General features: G+C 74.3%; 18 protein-coding genes. 14 read left to right on the top strand and 4 right to left on the bottom strand.

Annotation, left to right across the window (positions count from 1 at the left end; translation table 11 throughout):
- Positions 1-24 precede the first annotated feature (24 nt).
- Both lysA and ACZ66Z_RS34985 read left to right on the top strand, forming a co-directional pair.
- Positions 25-1,329: a diaminopimelate decarboxylase gene (gene lysA / locus ACZ66Z_RS34980; RefSeq protein ID WP_469939882.1), complete on the top strand. Its 1,305-nt coding sequence runs from the start codon at positions 25-27 to the stop codon at positions 1,327-1,329.
- 47 nt (positions 1,330-1,376) lie between these two features.
- Positions 1,377-2,708: a type III PLP-dependent enzyme domain-containing protein gene (locus ACZ66Z_RS34985; RefSeq protein ID WP_469939884.1), complete on the top strand. Its 1,332-nt coding sequence runs from the start codon at positions 1,377-1,379 to the stop codon at positions 2,706-2,708.
- 55 nt (positions 2,709-2,763) lie between these two features.
- Here ACZ66Z_RS34985 and ACZ66Z_RS34990 read toward each other — a convergent pair whose 3' ends face one another.
- Both ACZ66Z_RS34990 and ACZ66Z_RS34995 read right to left on the bottom strand, forming a co-directional pair.
- Positions 2,764-3,414, bottom strand: coding sequence for a response regulator (locus tag ACZ66Z_RS34990; RefSeq protein ID WP_469939885.1), 651 nt, complete (start codon positions 3,412-3,414; stop codon positions 2,764-2,766).
- The gene (locus ACZ66Z_RS34995) at positions 3,411-4,547 is read right to left on the bottom strand and encodes a sensor histidine kinase (protein WP_469939887.1); all 1,137 of its coding nucleotides are present in this window, start codon (positions 4,545-4,547) and stop codon (positions 3,411-3,413) included. The genes ACZ66Z_RS34990 and ACZ66Z_RS34995 overlap by 4 nt, the downstream gene beginning before the upstream one ends.
- Positions 4,548-4,679: 132 nt before the next feature.
- Between ACZ66Z_RS34995 and ACZ66Z_RS35000 the strand changes: the two genes are divergently transcribed.
- The 4 genes from ACZ66Z_RS35000 to ACZ66Z_RS35015 all read left to right on the top strand — a co-directional run bounded on the left by ACZ66Z_RS35000 (position 4,680) and on the right by ACZ66Z_RS35015 (position 7,847).
- Complete coding sequence (locus tag ACZ66Z_RS35000; protein ID WP_469939888.1) at positions 4,680-5,405, top strand: class I SAM-dependent methyltransferase; 726 nt, start codon at positions 4,680-4,682, stop codon at positions 5,403-5,405.
- On the top strand, positions 5,402-6,112 hold the full coding sequence (locus ACZ66Z_RS35005; RefSeq protein WP_469939890.1) for a DedA family protein: 711 nt from the start codon (positions 5,402-5,404) through the stop codon (positions 6,110-6,112). Before ACZ66Z_RS35000 ends, ACZ66Z_RS35005 begins: the two co-directional genes overlap by 4 nt.
- Positions 6,113-6,193: 81 nt before the next feature.
- Entirely contained in the window at positions 6,194-7,027 is an 834-nt protein-coding gene (locus ACZ66Z_RS35010; RefSeq protein ID WP_469939892.1) for a DUF4397 domain-containing protein, read from the top strand.
- Positions 7,028-7,136: 109 nt separating this feature from the next.
- Complete coding sequence (locus ACZ66Z_RS35015) at positions 7,137-7,847, top strand: class F sortase (RefSeq protein WP_469939893.1); 711 nt, start codon at positions 7,137-7,139, stop codon at positions 7,845-7,847.
- Here the strand turns inward: ACZ66Z_RS35015 and ACZ66Z_RS35020 are convergent.
- On the bottom strand, positions 7,822-7,983 hold the full coding sequence (locus ACZ66Z_RS35020) for a hypothetical protein (protein ID WP_469939894.1): 162 nt from the start codon (positions 7,981-7,983) through the stop codon (positions 7,822-7,824). The two genes, ACZ66Z_RS35015 and ACZ66Z_RS35020, sit on opposite strands and share 26 nt — an antisense overlap.
- A 328-nt stretch (positions 7,984-8,311) precedes the next feature.
- Between ACZ66Z_RS35020 and ACZ66Z_RS35025 the strand changes: the two genes are divergently transcribed.
- Positions 8,312-8,533, top strand: a complete 222-nt coding sequence (locus ACZ66Z_RS35025; RefSeq protein ID WP_469939896.1) for a hypothetical protein — start codon at positions 8,312-8,314, stop codon at positions 8,531-8,533.
- Positions 8,534-8,830: 297 nt separating this feature from the next.
- Positions 8,831-9,532: a hemerythrin domain-containing protein gene (locus tag ACZ66Z_RS35030; RefSeq protein WP_469939897.1), complete on the top strand. Its 702-nt coding sequence runs from the start codon at positions 8,831-8,833 to the stop codon at positions 9,530-9,532.
- Between the two features lie 125 nt (positions 9,533-9,657).
- On the opposite strand, the gene ACZ66Z_RS35035 is transcribed toward ACZ66Z_RS35030, so the two are convergent.
- Complete coding sequence (locus ACZ66Z_RS35035; protein WP_469939899.1) at positions 9,658-10,545, bottom strand: LysR family transcriptional regulator; 888 nt, start codon at positions 10,543-10,545, stop codon at positions 9,658-9,660.
- A 429-nt stretch (positions 10,546-10,974) separates the two neighbouring features.
- On the opposite strand from ACZ66Z_RS35035, the gene ACZ66Z_RS35040 reads away from it, so the two are divergent.
- The 6 genes from ACZ66Z_RS35040 to ACZ66Z_RS35065 all read left to right on the top strand — a co-directional run bounded on the left by ACZ66Z_RS35040 (position 10,975) and on the right by ACZ66Z_RS35065 (position 19,908).
- Positions 10,975-13,806: a helix-turn-helix transcriptional regulator gene (locus tag ACZ66Z_RS35040; protein ID WP_469939901.1), complete on the top strand. Its 2,832-nt coding sequence runs from the start codon at positions 10,975-10,977 to the stop codon at positions 13,804-13,806.
- A gap of 205 nt (positions 13,807-14,011) precedes the next feature.
- Positions 14,012-14,896, top strand: a complete 885-nt coding sequence (locus ACZ66Z_RS35045) for an NAD-dependent epimerase/dehydratase family protein (RefSeq protein ID WP_469939902.1) — start codon at positions 14,012-14,014, stop codon at positions 14,894-14,896.
- A complete protein-coding gene (locus ACZ66Z_RS35050) occupies positions 14,889-15,731 on the top strand; it encodes an MBL fold metallo-hydrolase (RefSeq protein WP_469939904.1) in 843 nt (280 codons plus the stop codon). Before ACZ66Z_RS35045 ends, ACZ66Z_RS35050 begins: the two co-directional genes overlap by 8 nt.
- A gap of 371 nt (positions 15,732-16,102) precedes the next feature.
- Entirely contained in the window at positions 16,103-17,398 is a 1,296-nt protein-coding gene (locus tag ACZ66Z_RS35055) for an esterase/lipase family protein (protein ID WP_469939906.1), read from the top strand.
- 30 nt (positions 17,399-17,428) lie between these two features.
- Positions 17,429-18,454, top strand: a complete 1,026-nt coding sequence (locus tag ACZ66Z_RS35060; protein ID WP_469939908.1) for an alpha/beta fold hydrolase — start codon at positions 17,429-17,431, stop codon at positions 18,452-18,454.
- Positions 18,451-19,908, top strand: coding sequence for a carboxylesterase/lipase family protein (locus ACZ66Z_RS35065; protein WP_469939909.1), 1,458 nt, complete (start codon positions 18,451-18,453; stop codon positions 19,906-19,908). Before ACZ66Z_RS35060 ends, ACZ66Z_RS35065 begins: the two co-directional genes overlap by 4 nt.
- Positions 19,909-20,055 lie beyond the last annotated feature (147 nt).

The raw sequence follows: 20,055 nt of genomic DNA on the forward strand, positions 1-20,055 counted from the left end.
CTTCCTTCCGAAGGGCGAACCACCGTGCACATCCCCCGACATCTGTGGCCGGCCACGACCACGAGCGGCCCCGACGGCCTGAAGATCGGCGGCGTGCTCCTGAGCGATCTCGCCGAGGAGTTCGGCACCCCGGCCTTCGTCCTCGACGAGGACGACTTCCGCGCCCGTGCCCGCTCCTGGCGCGACGCGTTCACCGGCCACGACGTCTTCTACGCCGCCAAGGCGTTCCTCTGCCGCCAGGTCGCCCGGTGGCTCAAGGAGGAGGGCCTCGGAATCGACGTGTGCTCCGCGGGCGAGCTGCGCACGGCACGGCGCGCGGGCGTACCGGGAGCCTCCGTGATCTTCCACGGCAACAACAAGTCGGCGGCCGAACTGGCGGAGGCCGTCGACCACGGCGTCTCGCTGATCGTCATCGACTCCGACGACGAGGTGTCCCGGCTGTCGGACATCGCCACCCGGCGGGGCGTGCGCCAGCAGGTCCTCGTCCGTGTCGCGCCGGGCGTGGAGGCACACACCCACGCGTACGTGACCACCGGCACCGACGACCAGAAGTTCGGCTTCTCGCTGTCCACCGGCAGCGCTCACCGTGCGGTGTCCCGCGTCCTGAGCACACCCGGCCTGGAGCTCGTCGGTCTGCACAGCCACCTCGGCTCCCAGATCCTGCGCCCCGACGTCTTCGAGTCGGCCGCCGACCGGCTCGTCGGCCTGATGGCCGACACCGCGCGTACGCACGGCGTGCTGCTGAGGCGGCTCGACCTCGGTGGAGGGCTGGGCATCGCCTACCTTCCCGAGGACGAGCCCCTCGACGTGCGGGACCTCGCCCCCGTCGTCATCGACCGGGTCCGCAAGGCGTGCGCCGGGGCGGGCATCCCGATGCCGAGGCTCGCCGTCGAGCCGGGGCGGGCGATCGCGGGGCCCACCACGGTGACGCTGTACACCGTGGGCACGATCAAGCGCCAGCCCGGACTGCGGACGTGGGTGTCCGTCGACGGCGGCCTGAGCGACAACATCCGCCCCGCCCTGTACGACGCCTCCTACACGGCTTCCCGGGCGGGCCGGACCACGGCGAGGAGCGCCGACGAGACGGTCACGGTCTGCGGCCGGCACTGCGAGTCCGGCGACATCGTCGTGGACTCGGCCCGCCTGCCGGCCGACCTCGCCGTCGGGGACCTCCTCGCCGTGCCCGCCTCCGGTGCCTATCACCGCTCCATGGCGAACAACTACAACTCCCAGCCGCGTCCGCCCGTCATCGCCGTCCGCGACGGCACGGCACGCGCCGTCGTGCGCAGGGAGACGATCGACGACGTCCTGCGCACGGACGTCGAGTGACCGGTCGCCCGGAGACGACCGCACCGTCGAAAGCGAGGAAGGAACGCATGTCGTACCAGGAGAAGGTCGCGACCGCACTGAGACGGGCGACGGCCGAGGGCGTCCTGGGCCGGGAGCACCCCGTGGCCGGTTTCATCGACGTCCAGGGGGTCCGGGACAGCGTCACCGCGCTCCACGAGGCCTTCGCCCACGTACCGGACGTCCTGCACGCCTTCGCGGTCAAGGCGTCCCCCCTCGTCCCGGTGCTGCGGTTGCTCGCGGACGCCGGAATGGGCTGCGAGGTGGCGAGCCCGGGGGAGACCCGGCTGGCACTGGCCGCGGGGTTCGCACCCGACCGCATCGTCCTGGACTCGCCGGCCAAGACCCGTGCCGAGATCCGGGAGGCACTCACCCTGGGGATCGCGCTGAACGCCGACAACCTCGCCGAACTCGACCGCGTCGACGCCCTGCGCCCCGAGGGTTCCCGGTCCGTCGTCGGCCTTCGCGTCAACCCGCAGGTCGGGGGCGGCTCCATCGCGGCGATGAGCACGGCGACGCCGCATTCCAAGTTCGGTGTCGCCCTGGACGACCCCGGAGCCCGCGCACGCGTGCTCGACGCCTTCCTGCGGCGTCCCTGGCTCACCCGCCTCCACGCCCACGTCGGTTCGCAGGGGTGCCCGCTGCCACTGATCGCGAAGGGCCTCGCCGCGCTGCACCGGCTCGCCGAGGAGATCGACGAGCACGTGGGCAGGCGTCAGGTCACCAGCCTGGACCTGGGGGGAGGGCTGCCCGTCAACTTCTCCGGCGACACGGTCACGCCCACGTACCGGGACTACGTCCGGGTCCTCACCGACGCCGAACCGGCCCTGCTCGACGGCCGCTACCAGGTGGTCACGGAATTCGGCCGGTCGCTGCTCGCCAAGAACGGCTTCACCGCGGCGGTGGTCGAGTACGTCAAGGAGGCGGGGGGCCGCCGGATCGCGGTCACCCACGTCGGGGCCCAGGTGGCCGCCCGCACCGTGTTCATGCCCGACGCCTGGCCGGTGAGGGTCACCGCCCACGGTCCGGACGGCCGGCCGAAGACGACTCCCGCGGTGCCGCAGGACGTCGCGGGCCCCCTCTGCTTCGCCGGGGACGTGGTGGCGCACGCACGTCCGCTGCCGGAACTCTCCGAAGGCGACCTGGTGGTGCTGCACGACACGGGGGCCTACTACTTCTCCGCGCCCTGGGCGTACAACAGTCTGCCGAGGCCGGGGGTGTACGGAGTCCTCCACCGCGACGGGGGCGCCGTGCTCGCTCCGGTACGGACGCCGCAGACGGTGGACGAGGTGGTGGAGGAGAGCGGTTCGCCCCACGCGGAGGCACTGCTGACGGGATTCGGCTCACCCGGATCCTCCTGACGGGCCGTGCGCCGTCCGCGGCAGGAGGCGTGGGCCGATCCCCTCCCGCGGTTCCCTACCCGCCGAGGTCGGCGTCGCGCGCCAAGAGGGCCGCCTGCACCCGGTTGGTGACCTCCAGGGTGGTGAGGATGCGGCTGACGTGGGCTTTGACCGTGCTCTCGCGCATGAGGAGGCGGGCGGCGATGTCGGCATTGGTCTCCCCCCGGGCGAGCAGGGCCAGCACGTCGCGTTCGCGGGGGGTGAGGCGTTCGAGACGGGCGCGGGCGGCCTCGGCCCGCGGCTGGTGGGAGCGGTGGTAGCGGTCGATGAGGCGCCGTGCGGCACGGGGGTGGAGCATGGCGGACCCCGCGGCGACCAGATGGACCGCACGCAGGATCTCGGCGGGGTCCGTGTCCTTCAGCAGGAACCCGTCGGCGCCGGCCGCGAGCGCGTCGTAGACGTACTCGTCCAGGTCGAAGGTGGTCAGCGTGATCACCCTCGGGGGACGGGGCAGCGCGCGCAGGCGCGCCGTGGCGGTGATGCCGTCCATGCGCGGCATGCGCACATCGACCAGGGCGACGTCGACGGGACGGGCGGCGGCCAGCTCGACGGCGCGCAGCCCGTCGTCCGCCTGGGCCACCACTTCGATCTCGTCGTCGGTGCCGAGGAGATCGGCGAGGCCGAGCCGGACCAGGGCGTCGTCGTCTGCGATCAGGACGCGGATCATGCGAGGGAACCGTTCTGCCCGACGGCGGGCGGGTGGGGGATGCGGGCCGACAGTCTCCAGGCGCCCGCCCCGCCCGGCCCGGCGTAGAGGTGGCCGCCGAGAGCGGTGACCCGTTCCCGGAGGCCCACCAGGCCGAAGCCGGATTCGACGAGCCCCGGTGACCGGGCGCCGGCGGGATTGACGATCTCCACGGTGGTGGCGGGCGGTGCGTAGCCGAGGCGGATGGTGACCGGCGCGCCCTGTGCGTGCTTGCGGGCGTTGGACAGCGCTTCCTGGACGATCCGGTGGACGGCCAGCCGGTGAGCGGCCGGAGCCTGTCCGGGCAGTCCCGTCACGTGGAGGTCGACGTGCTGCCCGGCCGCGCGCGCCTCCTCCACGAGCTCGTTCGTCTCGCGCAGGACGGGAGCGGGGGCAGCCGAGGAGCTCTCCGCGTCGTGCAGCGCGCCCAGGACGTCGCGCAGGTCGGCCAGGGCCTCGGTGGACGCGGTCCGCAGCAGGGCCAGCCGCTCGGCGACCGGTTCGGGCACGGTGTCGGCCTTCGTGGTGAGCACGCCGGTGTGCAGGGCGATCAGGCTCAGGCGGTGGGCCAGCACGTCGTGCATCTCGGCGGCGATCCGGGACCGCTCGGCCGCCCGGGCGGCCTGCTCCCGCAACTCCCTCTCGACGCGCAGGTGTTCGACCTGGGCACCCAGCGTCTCCACCAGGCGACGGTGGCTGCCCAGCCACAGCCCGGCCACCACGGCCAACAGCAGGAACAAGGAGGAACCGTACTGCTGGGGCGTCCACAACGAGACGACCGGATCAGTGAACGCGTTCGCCGCCTGGACGACCACCGCACAGCCGACGGCGACCCAGGTGCGACGGTGAGCGGCCAGGTCGAACAGGGCCACCAGCAGCAACGACAGGAGCGGCCATCCCCAGATCGCGACCGACGCCGTGGTCAGAACCGGGGCGAGAGGCCAGGGCCGGCGCACCAGCAGAGCCGTACCGCACACCACCGCAGCCGCGGCGGCCGTGGTGACGTACCGCCCGCCCATGACCGAGGCGGTGTTCTGCACGGCCACCAGGGTGAGCACCACGACCAGGCACCAGCGTCCGTACTCCCTCCAGGAGGGACGTTCTCTCCAGTCCACCCCTCAGAGCCTAGGCCGCGGCCGGCGCACGGGCTTACGACGATCAGCCACGGTCACCCCCTACTTTCGTAGGGGAGGGCGCGCGCAGATCGGCCGATTCACAGGTCCACCGGCCTCCCTAGCGTCGAGTGCATGGACAACTGGACCTCTTCGCACGACCGCGTCCTCGCGCAGCGCCACGCCGAGGGCTGGACGTTCCTCATCGAAGCCGCACGCGACCTGCGCACCGTCGGTGCCGTCGCGCCCAGCGGCAGGGCCCTGACCCACGCGCTCACCGAACCCGTTCGCGCCCGGACGCCCCACTCCCTGTCCGTACTGGAGGCCGGAGCGGGCACCGGAGCGGTCACCCGCGCCCTCGTCCGGCAGCTCGCTCCGGGCAGCCACCTCGACGTCGTCGAGGCGAACCCCCGCTTCGCCGACCGTCTGCGCCGCCTCGTGCGCACCTCCCCGCGGTTGGCCGGCAGGCCCGATCAGGTGCGCGTCCACCAGGGCTGTGTGGAGGAGCTGGACACCGACCGACGCTACGACGCGATCGTCTCCGGTCTGCCGCTGACCAACTTCATGCCCGACCGAGTCGAGACGATCATGAACCGATACCTGGAGCTGCTCCATCCCGGCGGCACCCTGACCTACTTCGCCTACCTCGGCACCCGACAGGCGCGCGATCTGCTCTCCACCCGGGCCGAGACCCGCCGCCACCACGCCGTCGAAGAGGTCATGGCCTCCTACCGGCGACGGTACGCCACCGGCTGCTGGACGGTCTGGGCCAACCTCCCCCCGGCCAGGGTCTGGCAGCTGGAGCGGCCCGCCGGGCGGGCGGACGCCGTGCGTTCCGGCGCCGCGGAAGCGCTGCGGTGAACGCCCTGTCCACGGTGCTCGGCGAGGTGCCCGCCGGTACGGCCCACCTGATCCTCGCGGTCGCCGTCCTGGCCGAGTCGGTCCTGCTGATCGGTGCGTTCGTCCCCACCCTCACCCTCCTGCTGACCGCCGGGGCCCTCGCCCGCACCGGTCGGCTGGACCTGCTCCTGGTCATGGCCACCGCCGCCGGCGCCGCGGTGGCGGGCGACTTCCTCGCCCTCCGCACCGGACGCGCGCTCGGCACCCGCCTGCGCACCACGAGGATCGCCCGCCGCGTCCCGGTCGGCGCCTGGCAGCGCGTCGAAGGGATGATCGTCCACCACGGGGGCCGGGCGCTCTTCCTCACCCGGTTCGTGCCCCTGATGCGCACCCTCACCCCGCACCTGGCAGGCGCCTTCCGGCTGCCCTACCGCACCGTCGCCCCGTACAGCGCGGTCGCCGCGCTCCTGTGGGCCGCGGCCGAGACCGGCGCCGGCTACGCGGCCGCGGGCCTTCTCCAGCGCGTGGTCACCCTGGGCGTGCCCGCCGTGACCGTACTCGTCGTCGTGGTCGCGGCGGTGGCGCTGTGGGCGAAGGCGCGGCGGGGCCGGCCGGACGCGAAAGGAGCCCCGTCGTCCCCCTCGCCCGCGTCGAACGGCGAGGCCCTCGACGTGTCGTCCCGTCGGGTCCCCGGCCGAAGCGAAGTGAAGATTTCAACCACCGGGTGAAACCGATCCGCCCACGACGGCGGAACACCTCTCCACACAGGGCTTCGAGACCCTCTCGGCCGGATGATGGAGATGATCGCCATGACCGTTCGTACCGCAGGCGCGGCTCTCACCGCCAGCATCACCGTCGCGTTGTCCGTCACCGCCGGCGTTCCCGCGTTCGCCCAGTCGCAGACCTCCGAAGGCCAGGCCACGGTGTCGGTGCTGCACGCGGTGCCGGGCCTGACCGTGGACGTGTTCGCGGGGGACGAGGAACTGCTGCCGGACTTCAAGCCCGGCACGCTCACCGATCCGATGAAGTGGGACGCGGGCTCCTACGACATCAAGGTCTTCAAGGACGGCGAGGGCCCCCCGGGCACTCCGGCGATCGAGAAGACGGTCGAGGTGCCCGCCGGGGCGAACGCGACGGTGGTCGCCCACCTCACGGCCGACGGCAAGCCCACTCTCGACGCGTTCGTCAACGACACCTCGAAGGTGCCGGCGGGCAAGGCGCGCCTGACCGTCCGCCATGTCGCCGCCGCACCCGCCGTCGACGTCCGGGCCGACGGCGCCACGGTCTTCAAGGGCCTGGAGAACCCCAAGGAGGCCATGGCCGAGGTGGCGGCCGGCACCGTCAACGCCGACGTCGTCCTCGCCGGTACCGACACCGTGGCGATCGGCCCGGCAGACCTCGACCTGGCCGAAGGCGGCAACACGATCGTCTACGCCTGGGGCAGCGCGACGGACAAGGACCTCGCCCTGAAGACCCAGACCGTCACCGGCATGCACTCCGCGCCCAACGGCGTGCCCGCCGGCGAGACCGGACAGGCCGCGGGCGGGAACAACGACGACGCCCTGGGCGCCCTGGCCGCCGGCGCGGTCCTCGCCCTGGGCACCGGCGTCTACCTCCTGCGCCGACGCACCGACGAGGTCTGACCCACGGCACGACCCACTCCACGACCGTGCACGGGTCTCCGGGTGCGCCCACCCAGCCCGGGCGGGGCGGGCGCACCCGGAGATCCCCCACGCCGGAAGGCCGACCACGATGAGCACGCGCCGGACAGGACACAGCAGGGTCCTCGGGGCGGTCGTGGCGCTCATCGGCGTCATCCTCTCCACGGCATTCGTCGTCGTCGCCGCCCGGCACGAAGGGCCCGCGCGGGCCGCCGACTTCGGTTCCCCGCCGCCGACGACGACGGCCACGGCACCGACGACTCCGCCCCGGTCACCGGAACCGGTGACGCCGCCCGCGGCCGCGCCCACGAACACGACCGCCGCATCGGACCGTCCCGGATCGGCCCGCGTCCCCGAGCCGCGGGAGCTGTCGATCCCCCGGCTGGGCCTGCGCGCTCCCGTCGACGCGGTGGGCGTGACCGAGGACGGCCGGACGGAGGTTCCGCCGGACCCCGACCGGGTCGGCTGGTACCGCTTCTCACCCGCGCCGGGCTCCACCGCCGGTTCCTCCGTGATCGTCGGTCACGTGGACGCCAAGGGCCGGGGCCTTGGCGTGCTGAACGCCCTGAACGAGGTACGACGGGGGGACCGCGTGCTGGTGGGACGCGAGGACGGAAGCAGCATCGCCTACGAGGTCACCGCGCGCCGGACCGTGGACAAGGAGGCCCTCGCCGACTCGCAGGCGTTCCGCCGGGACGGCCGGGCGGTGCTGACGCTGATCACCTGCACCGGTCCCTACCGGCCCGACGCGGGCGGGTACCAGAACAACCTGGTCGTCACGGCGGCGAAGGCGGCGCGGTGACGGCGGGTACGGGGCGGCGCACGCGCGTCGGCCGGTGGCGTGACTCCTGCGGCCACTCGTCGCGGAAGAGGACGGGTACGTCGAAGCCGTCGGCGTGGACCAGGGGAGGCGCGTCGGGCACCTCTGCGGGAATCACGGACACCACTGTCTCACCGGGTGACACGGCCGTTCCGGCATGGGTCGCGGGACACCCACCCTGCTCGGAGAGACGAGGAACGCCCGGCGTGCGGGGCGTGCGGCTCCGCTGCGCCGGCGGGAGTGGAGCGTCGAGGTGCTGCAGTAGGGGGTGGACGTGGTTCACCCCCCCCCGCCGGCTAGCCGGCGTGACGCCTGCCCATGAGACGTGTCAGCAGCCGGGCGGCCATGTCCTGACGGCAGCTGTTCAGGGCGGTGTCGCACATGATGCGGGCTGTCACTACGGCCTGCACCCTCTTGTTCCTGTATGCCAACGCCTGTCTGCGGGCTTGGCGGAAGTCGAAGGGCACGAGGTCGGCGGGGAGACGCGCAAGGAGGGCAGCGGCGCGCTCATCGCCGTGGACGTCGAGGGCTGCGACAGCCGATCCACGGCTGTGGCCCGGCAGGAAGGGATCGGTGGCAAGGCGGACAAGGAGCTCCACGCCCCGCGCCGACTTCCCGTCCAGCCGCGCCAGCGCTCGACTTCCGCCAAGCCCGCAGACAGGCGTTGACATACAGGCCACAGCCCCTTGTCCGAACCCGTCCCGGTGGGATCGCGTGTCCGAACGCCTTCGGCCCTCCGTGGGGTCCGGTCAGCCCGATGTCGACGAGCCGCCCCGACGGCCGGTAGGAGCGAGCGCTCCCTCGCCGGCGGGGCACCGATAACCGCTGGGTTATCGATCGGTGCATCAGGTCCGCGTTGATCCCTGGACGGCCCCGGAGGAGGCTGGTCCGTGCCGGGGACGACTCGCGTCGTCCACTCCTGGCACGCACTCACCCAGCCATGAAGACCCGGGAGTTGGACCGACGTGAGCGACAGGCTCGACATGACCGTGACCTACGCGGTGCACAACGCGCTGCGCAGGGAGTTGCGGAACCTCGCCCGGGCCGCCGCCGGGGATCGCGTCGGTCTCCGGCGCGTCCTGCGCGCGGCCCCGGGCTGGGGGATGCTCCGGAGCGCCCTGCACGCCCACCAGGCCGCCGAGGACGAGGCGCTGTGGCCCCTGCTGCGCCGGGCCCTGGCCGGTCGTCCCTTCGACCTGACGCGGCTGGAGGCGATCGAGGCCGAGCACGCCGCTCTCGCCCTCCTCCTCGGGGCGGTCGACGACGGACTGGCCGACGCCGCAGTCGGACCGGACCTTCTCGGCGAGCTCGCCGACTCCCTGGTCACCGGCCTCGACAAGCACCTCGACCACGAGGAGAAGGCCGTCCTCCCGCTCGTTCAGGCCGTCCTGGGCCAGGAGCAGTGGGATCTCTTCGGAGGTGCCCACGCCCGCCGGATCGAACCGTGTGCGGCACGTCTCGTGCCCTGGCTCCTGGACGGCGTCGACGAACGGACCGTCGCCTCCGTCCTGGCCCAGCTCCTGCCGGAGTGCGCGCACCACGCGTACGCGCACCGATGGCGACCCGCGTACGAGGCGCTCGACCTGTGGGGCACCCGGGACGCCCGCATCGTGGCCGCCGCGATCGACGAGGTCGCCCAGCGGTCGACGCGCCCCGTCGGCGGGTGACGTGGCCGCCCGCTCGGCAGACGGTGCACCGCCGCGGGCCGGGGACGCGCCGGAGCGGTCCGGGGACGCGCCGGAGCGGTCCGGGCCGCCGTCCCGGCGCCTCCGCCGGGCACCGCGGCGGCGCGTCAGAACCGGAACGCGCCGAGTTCGCGGACCGTGTCGGCCAGAGCGCGGATCGGCTCGTTCTCGGCCTCGGTCCGCCAGACCAGGGCGTAGGACAGGGTCGCCAGGTCGGGGACGGGTATCCAGCGGATGTTCGGCATGCCCCAGTGCCGGACGACGTGGCTGGGGAAGCCGTGGACGATCTCGCCCATGCCGACCTGGTTGATCAGGTCATCGGCGTTGGTCGTGGGCCGGCCGCGCTCGATCGTCCGGCCCCGGGGCGTGTTGAAGGGCAGGTAGCCGTCCTCCCAGTAGTCCGGGATGTCGGGCGGCATGGTGTGCCGGAAGTCGGCGAGCACCTCCAGCCGCACCGACGTCCGCTGCGCGAGCTCGTGGTCGGCGGTCACGGCGAGGATCCGGGGGTCGGTCATCAGGACCGGGCCGACGGTGAAGTCCGGCTCCTCCACGGGCAGCCAGACGACCAGGACGTCCAGGTCGCCCTCACGGAGCCGGCCGAACGGGTCGATGTACGTCAGCTGGCGGACCTCCAGCTCCCACTGGGGGTACCGCGACCGGAAGGCTCTCCAGTAGAAGTGCAGGTCGGCGACGTTGAACGGCATCATGCCGACGCGGAGCCGGCCGGTGACGCCGCGGGCGGCGAGCCGGGCGCGTTCCAGGGACGCGTGCAGCCCCGCGTAGACCGGCTGCAGGTCGTCGCGCAGCTGGCGGCCCACTTCGGTCAGGCGCACGGTGCGGCTGGTGCGCTCGAACAGCGCGGCGCCGATGCGCCGCTCCTGCTTCCTGATGGCCTGGCTGACCCGGGCCTGGGAGACCCGGAGCCGCTCGGCGGTCCGGCCGAAGTGCAACACCTCGGCCAACACCAGAAAGATCTCGATGTCCCGCAACTCCATGACGCCCCCGTCCCGCCCGACGTCCCCCGCGGCCGTCGAGCCGCAGAAGTATATGGTGATCGTTCTCGACGGCTGGAAGACCTTGATCGTGCTCGTCCGGCTCCGTTCTCGCCCGGTGCCGTCGAAGGGGGCGGAGAGCCCGCCCGGCAGGCGGGGAACGGGTCGTGTCCTCCCCGACCGCCCATGGCCCGAGCGTGCGCACGGTCGGCCGCCCGGGGGTTGTGCCACGCGTACGGATCCGCCGGCGCCGACGGCGGTCGACCGGATCCCGCCGCCCACCGGGCCGCGTCACCGGAGGCCGGACACGGCCCGCTCCGTGAGGCGGGCCGACCCGCCCGGCGGAGCGCGGTCCACGACCGGGGGGCCCATGACATCGTCGGCCACGCCCGCCTTGAGATCGGGGCGTCCGTGAAGAGGAGGAGAGCACCGATGACCGACACGGTCCAGGCAGGTGCCGCCGGCCGGGGGGCCGCCGGTCTCAGCGGCCGGGACGACGAACGGGACGTCCTCGACGGGTTCTTGGCGGGAGCCCCGGAGAGCCGGGGCGGAGCCGTGGTGCTCCTCGGCGAGGCGGGCTCGGGCAAGACGGCACTGCTCGACCGGTGCGCCTCGGTGGCCGCGGACGGAGCCCGGCTGCTGCGGTGCACCGGTGTCCAGTCGGAGGCTGCGCTGCCGTACGCCGGTCTGCAGGTGCTCCTCCGGGGCACCCTGGACCGGACGAGCGACCTGCCGGAGCGCCAGATGCGGGCGCTGCGCGGGGCGATCGCCCTGGACGACGCGCCTCCGGGGGACCGCTTCCTGGTCGGGGCCGCGACGCTGGGCCTGCTCGACGGGCTGGCCGAGGAACGTCCGGTCGTGGTCCTGGTCGACGACGCGCACTGGCTGGACCTGGAGACCGTGGACGCGCTGCTGTTCGCGGCCCGCCGGCTCGGGCGGGGGCGGGTGGTCATGGTGTTCGCCGCGCATGAGGACGCGGCGGCCTTCGACGGTGCGCCGGGCCTGCCGGTGCTGCACCTCGGGCCGCTGACCGACGAGGAGGGGGCGGCGCTCCTCGCCGGCCGGGCGCCCGATCTGCATGCCGCTGTGAGCCGCCGGATCCTCGGGCTCGCGCAGGGCAATCCGCTCGCCCTGGTCGAGCTCGTGGGGGCTCTGACGGCGGCCCAGCGGAACGGGAGCGAGCCGTTGGACGCGCGGGAGATCGCCGTGCTGCCGGCCTCGTGGCGGGTGCGGCGGATCTTCGACGAGAGGATCCGGGCACTGCCCGCGCCGACCCGTCTGCTGCTGACGGTCGCCGCGGCGGACGACACCGGTGACGTGGCGCTGGTGATGGCGGCGGGGGAGCGGGTGGGCGCGGCCGCCGGGGACTTCGGGCCCGCCGAGGCGGCGGACCTGGTGAGGGTGTCCGGACACCGGCTGGCGTTCCGCCATCCTCTGGTGCGGGCCGCCGCGTACCAGGGGGCGGTGCTGGCCGGGCGCACGGCCGCGCACCGGGCGCTCGCCGAAGCGGCTTCGACCGCCGGGGACATGGGCCGCCGGGCCTGGCACCTGGCCGCGGCGACCGTCGGCTACGACGAGGCGGTCGCGGCCGAACTGGAGCGTGGCGCCGAGCTGTTCCGCTCCCGGGGCGGCCGGGCCGCGGTCGCCGCCGCCTATCGACGGGCCGCGCGGCTGACCGAGGACCAGGAGGCCAGGTCGCTGCGGTTGGCCGCCGCGTCGGCCGCCGCGGCCGAGGCCGGACAGGTGGAGCTCGCGGGGACGCTCGCCGACGAGGCGGGGCCGGTGAACAGCCCGCAGGCGGCCGCCCGGCTGGCCAGCGTCCGGGCGGCGATCGAACACGGACAGGGCCGCGCGGAGTCGGCGCGGCTGCTGCTCGTCGAGGCGGCCTCCGAGGTGACGGCGCACCGCCCCGCCACGGGGGCGTGGCTGCTGTTCGAGTCGGCCGCGATGGCCTGGGACGCGCCGGACCCGGTGGCGGCGGCCCGGGACACCCGCGCGCGGACGGCCGGTCTGGACTTCGGCGGGCATCCCGTGCACCGAGGGGCGGCGGGGGTGCTCGACATGCTGGCGGGCGACCCGGCGGGCGGGGCGGCGGCGGTACGGGAGTTCGCCGGGTACGTCGTGCGGACCCGGCCCGAGCGCAGTCTGATCGATCAGGTGCGACTGCACGGCTGGGACATGCTGCTCGGGGAGTACGGAACGGTGCACGACCAGGCCGTGGCCCTGGAGCGGGAGTGCCGTGCGGAGGGGGCCGTCGGGGTGCTGGCGCGGGTGCTGCTGCGGCTGGCGCGACTGCGGCTGTTCCTGGGGCGGCACCGGGACGCGTACACGACGGCGGTCGAGGGCCTGGAGATCGCGTGCGACACCGGTCAGCGCCATCTCGCCACGATGCTCAGCGGCGTCCTGGCGGTGCTGGCCGCACTCGACGGCGAGGAACCGGGCCGCACGGAGGGGCAGGGAGGGACCGAAGGGCGGGGCGGCGGGGACCGGCGGGATTCCGCCGGGCGGGCGGGGTGGCACCCGTGCACCGGGGTCGCGCCGATCCCTATCTGGCTGACCAGGGCGCAGGGCCTGCTCGACCTCGGGCTCGGCCGCCACGACCGGGCGCTGCAGCGTTTCGCCGCCCTGACCGGAGGTCCGCACCGGCACCTCATGGTCTCCGTGCACAGCCTGCCCGACCAGGTGGAGGCCGCCGCCCGGAGCGACCGGGCCGCCGACGCCGGGCCGGCCGCCGAGCGCTTCGCGCGCTGGGCCGGGGCCACCGGGGCCGCGTGGGCCGGAGCGGTGGAACTGCGCTGCCGCGCCCTGCTCGCCGCCGACGACGCGGAGGCGGGGGAGTTCTACGAGCGGGCGCTCGCCGCCCACGAGGGGGACGGCCGCCCGTTCGAGGAGGCGCGCACCCGGCTGCTGTACGGGGAGTGGCTGCGCCGGACCAGACGCCGGGCCGCCGCCCGGGAGGCGCTGACCGTGGCCCTGGAGTCGTTCGAGCGGATGCCGGCTGCCGCGTGGGCGGACCGGGCCCGCACGGAACTGCGGGCCGTCGGCGCCGCCCCGGCCGCTCCGACGGCGGGCGCGGACCCCGTCGACCGGCTGACCGCGCAGGAACTGAGGGTCGTCCGGCTCGCGGCGACGGGACTGAGCAACCGGGACATCGGCGCACGCCTGTTCCTGAGCCCGCGCACGGTCGGCTACCACCTGTCCAACGCCTACCCGAAGCTCGGTGTCACGTCGCGGGCGGCGCTGGGAGTGCTCGACCTGGGCTGACGTCCCCCCCCGACATCCTCCCCGTCACCGCCGTCGCCCCTTCCGCCCTCCGTCACCCCCGTCGCCCCTCTCCCCCGTCACCCCCGTCGACCTGGTCACTCCTCCGGCCCCGTCGCGCACGAACGCCGGTACGACACCCGGTCGTTCGACGGATCCGCGGGCCGGGGCGCGTTTCCTACGGTTCTCCTGTTCGAGGAACGTCCGCATGGGAGGGTTCATGAAGGTCCTGGTACTCGGTGCCACCGGTTACATCGGCTCCGCGGTGGTGTCGCGGTTGACGCTGGAGGGCCACGACGTGGTGCCCCTGGTCAAGGACGCGGCCGCGCTGTCCCCGGACGCGCCGGTTCGGGTCGGCGATCTGACCGACCCGGCGTCACTGCGCGCGGCGGTGACGGACGACGTGGACGCGGTGGTGAACCTGGCCACGCCGACCGGCGACGAGGCGGTCGACACCGCCGCCCTGGAGGCACTGCTCGCGCCGCTGCGCGGCACGGGCCGGGCATTCGTCTACACCAGCGGCGTGTGGGTGCTCGGCGCCACCGGGGACGCCGCGCTGGACGAGGACGCCGACACCGACCCGATCGCGATCGTCGGCTACCGGCCGCGGATCGAGCAGCGGGTGCTGGCCGGCGCCGGGGACGACGTGCGGGCCGTGGTGATACGCCCGGGCATCGTGTACGGCCGTGACGGCGGCATCCCCGCCCTGATGACCGGCTGGGCCCGCGAGCACGGCACGGGTCGCTACGTGGGCCCCGTCACGACCCGCTGGCCGATGGTGCACGTCGACGACCTCGCCGACCTCTACGTCCTCGCCCTGACCAAGGGGCATCCGGGCGACCTCCTGCACGGCGTGGCGTGGGAGTCCGTCCCGGCGGCCGCGATCGCGGCCGCCGCCGACGTCGCCGCGGGCGGCACCGGCCGGGCCGAGTCGTGGCCGCGCGCGGAAGCCGCCGAGGTGCTCGGGGAGCCGTTCGCCGAGGCGCTCGCGCTCGACCAGGTGGTGTCGGGACGGCGCGCCGCCGAGGAGCTGGGCTGGCGGCCGAGCCGCCCGTCCGTCCTCACCGAGCTCGCCGGAGGCACCCGTGGCTGACACCGCCGTCCCGACGCCCCCGATCTGCCGCACCTGCGGCACCCAGTACGCCGCCCCGCGTCCGGACTGCCCGGTCTGCCTGGACGAGCGGCAGTACGTGAGCCCGGACGGCCAGCAGTGGACGACACTGGCCGAGTTGCGCGAGGAGGGCCGCACCGGCCGCTTCGAGGAGCAGGGCCCCGGCGTGCTCGGCGTCGGCGTCACCCCCCAGTTCGCCATCGGCCAGCGGGCCCTGCTGCTGCGCACCGCCGCCGGCAACGTCCTCTGGGACTGCGTGCCCTACCTCGACGACGCGATGGTGCGGGCCGTCGAGGAACTCGGCGGCATCGACCACATCGCGATCAGTCACCCCCACTTCTACTCCTCGATGGTGGAGTGGGCGCACGCCTTCGACGCCCCGGTCCACCTCCACGAAGCCGACCGCCGGTGGGTGGGCCGGCCGGACCCGGCCGTGCGCTTCTGGAGCGGGCGCACGCTCCGACTCACCGACGAGCTCACCCTGATCAACCCGGGCGTGCACTTCCCGGGCAGCGCGGTGCTGCACTGGAGCGCGGGCGACGGGGCGCTGTTCACCGGCGACGTGGTCAACGTCTGTCCGGACAACCGCTGGGTCACCCTCATGTACAGCTACGCCAACCACATCCCGGAGCGCCCCCACGCGGTCCGCGCCGCCGCCGACCTGCTCGCCGGCCACCGCTTCGAGCGGATCTACGGCGCCTGGTGGAACCGGGTCGTGCCCCGGGGCGGCAACGAGGTCCTGGCCCGGTCCGTCGACCGCTACCTCCGCTTCACGCGGACCACGGCCCCGGCGGAGGCGCTCGCCCAGCACGGCTGAGGACCGCGGTCGCCGTGGCCGGGCGCCGCGGGAGACCCGGCGCCGGCACGGGCCCGGTTCGCACTCCACGGTCCACGTCGACACGGGGACCGTGGAGTGCGAACCGAGCCCGGTGGCCTCCGAGCCGGCAGCCGGCAGGCCGGCGTCCGGCGAACAGCGGCCCGACGTCGGCGACGATCGGTTCCGGCTCGATGGCACGCAGGCGGACGTCCTGCCCGGACACGTAGTCGGACATCATGCCCACCTCTCGCTTTGTGTGGCTCGACCCCATGCCCCGCCGGCTCCCCGCCCGCCTAACGTGTGCAGCTCCCGATGCCGGGACGGGCGCCGGAAGGGCGCGTCGAGAGCGCACGAGCGGGGGAGGCCGGGCCATGGCCGAAGGACGGAGTCCGGGGCGGCGGTGGCGACTGCGCGCGGCCCGTGTCCTCGCGGTGGCGGGGGTGGTCGCGACGGCCCTCCTGGGGCCGCCCGCGGTCGCCGCCGCGCCTCCTCCGTACCTCACCCTGGAAGCGAGCTACGGGGCCGGGACCGTCACCAACGGCTGGGAAAGGGTCGAGCGATATCTCGACACGACCGGCGGGTTCCGGACCGAGGGCTATCCGGCGGACGGCCGCGGTGACCAGGACGGCACGCGCGTCACGTACTTCGGCGGCGTCTCCCGGCCCTCCTCCGGCCGCTTCCTGCTCTACTCGGCCCCCGGCTGGAACACCGGCAGCCGCACCACACCCGTCCTCCTCGTGCACGGGGCGAACGACACCGCCGACCGCGCCTGGGCCGATCCCGGCGAATCCGGCGGCTACGGCTGCGGCGCCGCCTCCTGCCCCTCCACCGGCCTCATGCAGTACCTCGCCGGGCGCGGGCACCGCGTCTTCGCCGTCGGTTTCGCGCACAAGCAGGGCGACAACCTGATGCAGGCGCAGGTCGTCGGTGACGCCGTCGCCGTCATCAAGGCGAAGCTGGGGGTCGACGAGGTCGACCTGGTCGGCTGGAGCAAGGGCCAGATGTCGACCCGCGCGTACGTGTCGTCTCTGAAGCCGAGCTGGGGCCGGCCCTACGCCGGCGACGTCCGCCGGCTGATCACCCTCGGCGGTCCGAACGGCGGCTACGACTACCCGTACGCCCACGGCTGGGCCCACGACTTCTCCGTCTGGCCGGAGTGCGGCGGCAAGATCAACGCGCCCTCCCCGCACTCCCACATGACCTGCTACGGCCTGTACACCGCGCACCCCGAGTTCTCCATGACGCCCTCCGGCGGCCAGGACAACTACCCCGGCCAGCGCCAGATGCTGGCCCGTTGGGACGGCGCGTACGGAGTCGACGGCTCCGCCCAGGACTGGTACACGACGTACTACGGCGGCCAGGGCTTCTCCACCGCCGGCGGCGGCATCCAGGCGGCCGTCGACGCCGGATCGCTCATCGGCCCGCTGCACCGTGCCGGAGTGCCGGCCTCCGTCACCGCCTACCTCCTGGCCGGCGGGTCCGCCGACGTCCTCGGCATCTTCAACGAGAACCGCGGACCCAGCGACGGCGTCGTCTTCGTCTCCAGCGCGCTCGACACCACCGGCATCCCCACCGTCGGCGGCAAGGCCACCGTCGCCGGCGCCAACCACCTCGAACTGGGCTGGCACGGCACCGTCGCCGCCCAGGTCGCCGCCTGGCTCTCCTGAAGCGCCCGAGGACCGAAGGACCAGAAGGACATGACCGCGCTCCGCACCCGTCGCGTCGCCACCGGCCGGCTCACCCAGCAGATCACCGAGGCCAGGACCGAGGGCGAGGCCGTCGTCCTCGTCCACGGCAACGTCTCCTCCTCCGCCTTCTGGCACTCCACCCTGACCACGCTGCCGCCCCCCTACCGCCCCCTCGCCGTCGACCTGCGCGGCTTCGGCGGCACCGACCCGCTGCCCGTCGACGCCACGCGCGGCCTGCGGGACTACGCCGACGACCTCGCCGAGCTGCTCACGGCCCTCGGCATCGACCGGGCCCACCTGGTCGGCTGGTCCATGGGCGGCGGCGTGGTGATGCAGTACCTCCGGGACCACCCGGCCGCGGTGCGCTCCCTGACCCTGGTCAGCCCCGTCTCCCCGTACGGCTTCGGCGGCACCCACGGAGCGGACGGGATCCTCAACTCCGCGGACGGGGCGGGATCGGGCGGCGGCACGGCCAACCCGGAGTTCGTCCGGCTGCTCGCCGAGGGCGACCGCGGCGCGGACTCCCCGCTCTCGCCGCGCTCCGTCCTGACGGCCTGTTACGTCAAGCCGCCGTTCCGCACCGAGCACGAGGACGCGTACGTCGAGTCCATGCTCACCACGCGACTCGGCGACGACCACTATCCCGGTGACAGCACGGCGTCCGACGCCTGGCCCGGGATCGCGCCCGGGACGCGGGGCGTCCTCAACTGCATGGCCCCGACCCACTTCCGCGTCGACGACCTGCACCTGATCGAGCCCAAGCCGCCCGTGCTCTGGATACGCGGCGAGGACGACGTCATCGTCTCGGACACCTCGATGTTCGACCTGGCGCACCTGGGCGCGGTCGGCGTGGTGCCGGGCTGGGACGGCACCCCCGCGCAGCCGATGCTGGCGCAGACGCGCCACGTCCTGGACCGCTACGCGGCGGCCGGCGGCGCGGTGCGGGAGGTCGCCGTGGCCGACGCCGGGCACGCCGTCCACCTCGAACGTCCCGAGGAGTTCGGCGAGGCGCTCCTGGAGGTCCTCGCGGCGTGACGGTGTGCCGCACCCGGCAGGGGGAGGTCCGCGGTCTGACCTCCCCCGACGGGGTGACCCGCTTCCTCGGCGTCCCGTACGCCGCTCCGCCCTTCGGCGCGCGACGGTTCCGGGCGCCCGCCCCGCCGGAACCGTGGACGGGGGTGCGCGACGCCACGGCCCACGGGCCGACGGCGCCGCACGCCCCCTACGCCCCGCCCTTCGACGCCCTCGTCCCGGAGAACGCCGTCCCGGGGGACGACTGCCTGAACCTCAACGTCTGGACCCCGGCTCCGGGGCCGGGCGCCGGCCTGCCCGTGATGGTGTGGCTGCACGGAGGCGCGTTCACCAACGGCTCCGGCTCGGCGTCCGGCTACGACGGAAGCGCCTTCGCCCGGGACGGCGTCGTCTGCGTCACGCTCAACTACCGCCTGGGAGCGGACGGTTTCCTCCACCTCCCGGGCCGTCCCGACGACCGGGGCCTGCTCGACCAGATCGCCGCGCTCCGCTGGGTCCGGGACGACATCGCCTCCTTCGGCGGCGACCCGGACCGGGTGACCGTCTTCGGCGAGTCGGCGGGCGCGATGAGCATCGGCGCGCTGCTGACCACCGGGTCGGCCCGCGGGCTCTTCCACCGGGCGATCCTGCAGAGCGGAGCCTGCCACCACTTCCTGCGCCCGTCGTCGGCCCGGCTGATCGCGGCCCGCCTCGCGGAGAAGCTGGGGATCGAGCCGACCCCGGAGGCCTTCGAGGCCGTTCCCCTGCCGGAACTCCTCCCGGCCCAGGCCGCGTTGCGCGCGGAGGTGAGCGCCGACCCGGATCCGGCGCGGTGGGGCGAGGCGGTGCTGAACGTCATGCCCTTCGAGCCGGTCCGGCCGGACCTGGCCCTCCCCGGCCCGGACTGCGGCGTCGACCTGATGATCGGCAGCAACCGCGAGGAGTACCGCCTCTTCCTGGTCCCCACGGAACGGCTCCACGTCTTCCCCGCGTCCTCGCTCCGCGCCGTGACCGCGGCCTACGGCCTCGACCCGGACGAGGCCCTCCCCGTCTACCGGGCCGGCCGCCCGGACGCCGTGCCGGGCGAACTCCTCGACGCCGTGGCCACCGACTGGTTCTACCGGATCCCGGCCATCCGCCTGGCCGAGGCCGTCCCGGGCTCGTACCTCTACGAGTTCGCCTGGCGCTCCCCGCGGTACGACGGTGCCCTCGGCGCCTGCCACGCGCTGGAACTGCCCTTCGTCTTCGACCGCCTCCACGACCCCTCGTACGCGCCGCTGCTCGGTGCCCACCCGCCCCAGGAACTCGCGGACGCCGTGCACGGGGCGTGGGTCTCCTTCGCGAAGACGGGCAGCCCCGGCTGGAAGGCGTACGACAGGGGCACCCGCACGACGATGACCTTCACCACCACGCCCGGGACCGCCCCGGTCGACGACCCGCGCGCGCGGGAACGGCTGCTGTGGGAGGGGGTGCGCTGAGGGCGGCCGAGGGCCGGGGAACAGGGGAGGGGGCACCCGGCTCGATCACGTCCGTGGGCGGCTGTCGTCGTGAGCACGGGCACGGGCACGGGCACGGGCACGGGCCGGCCCCGGCCCCGCCGGGGCGAGTGAGCCCGGAGCGCCGGT

Source organism: Streptomyces sp. NPDC107498 (genome assembly GCF_055582805.1).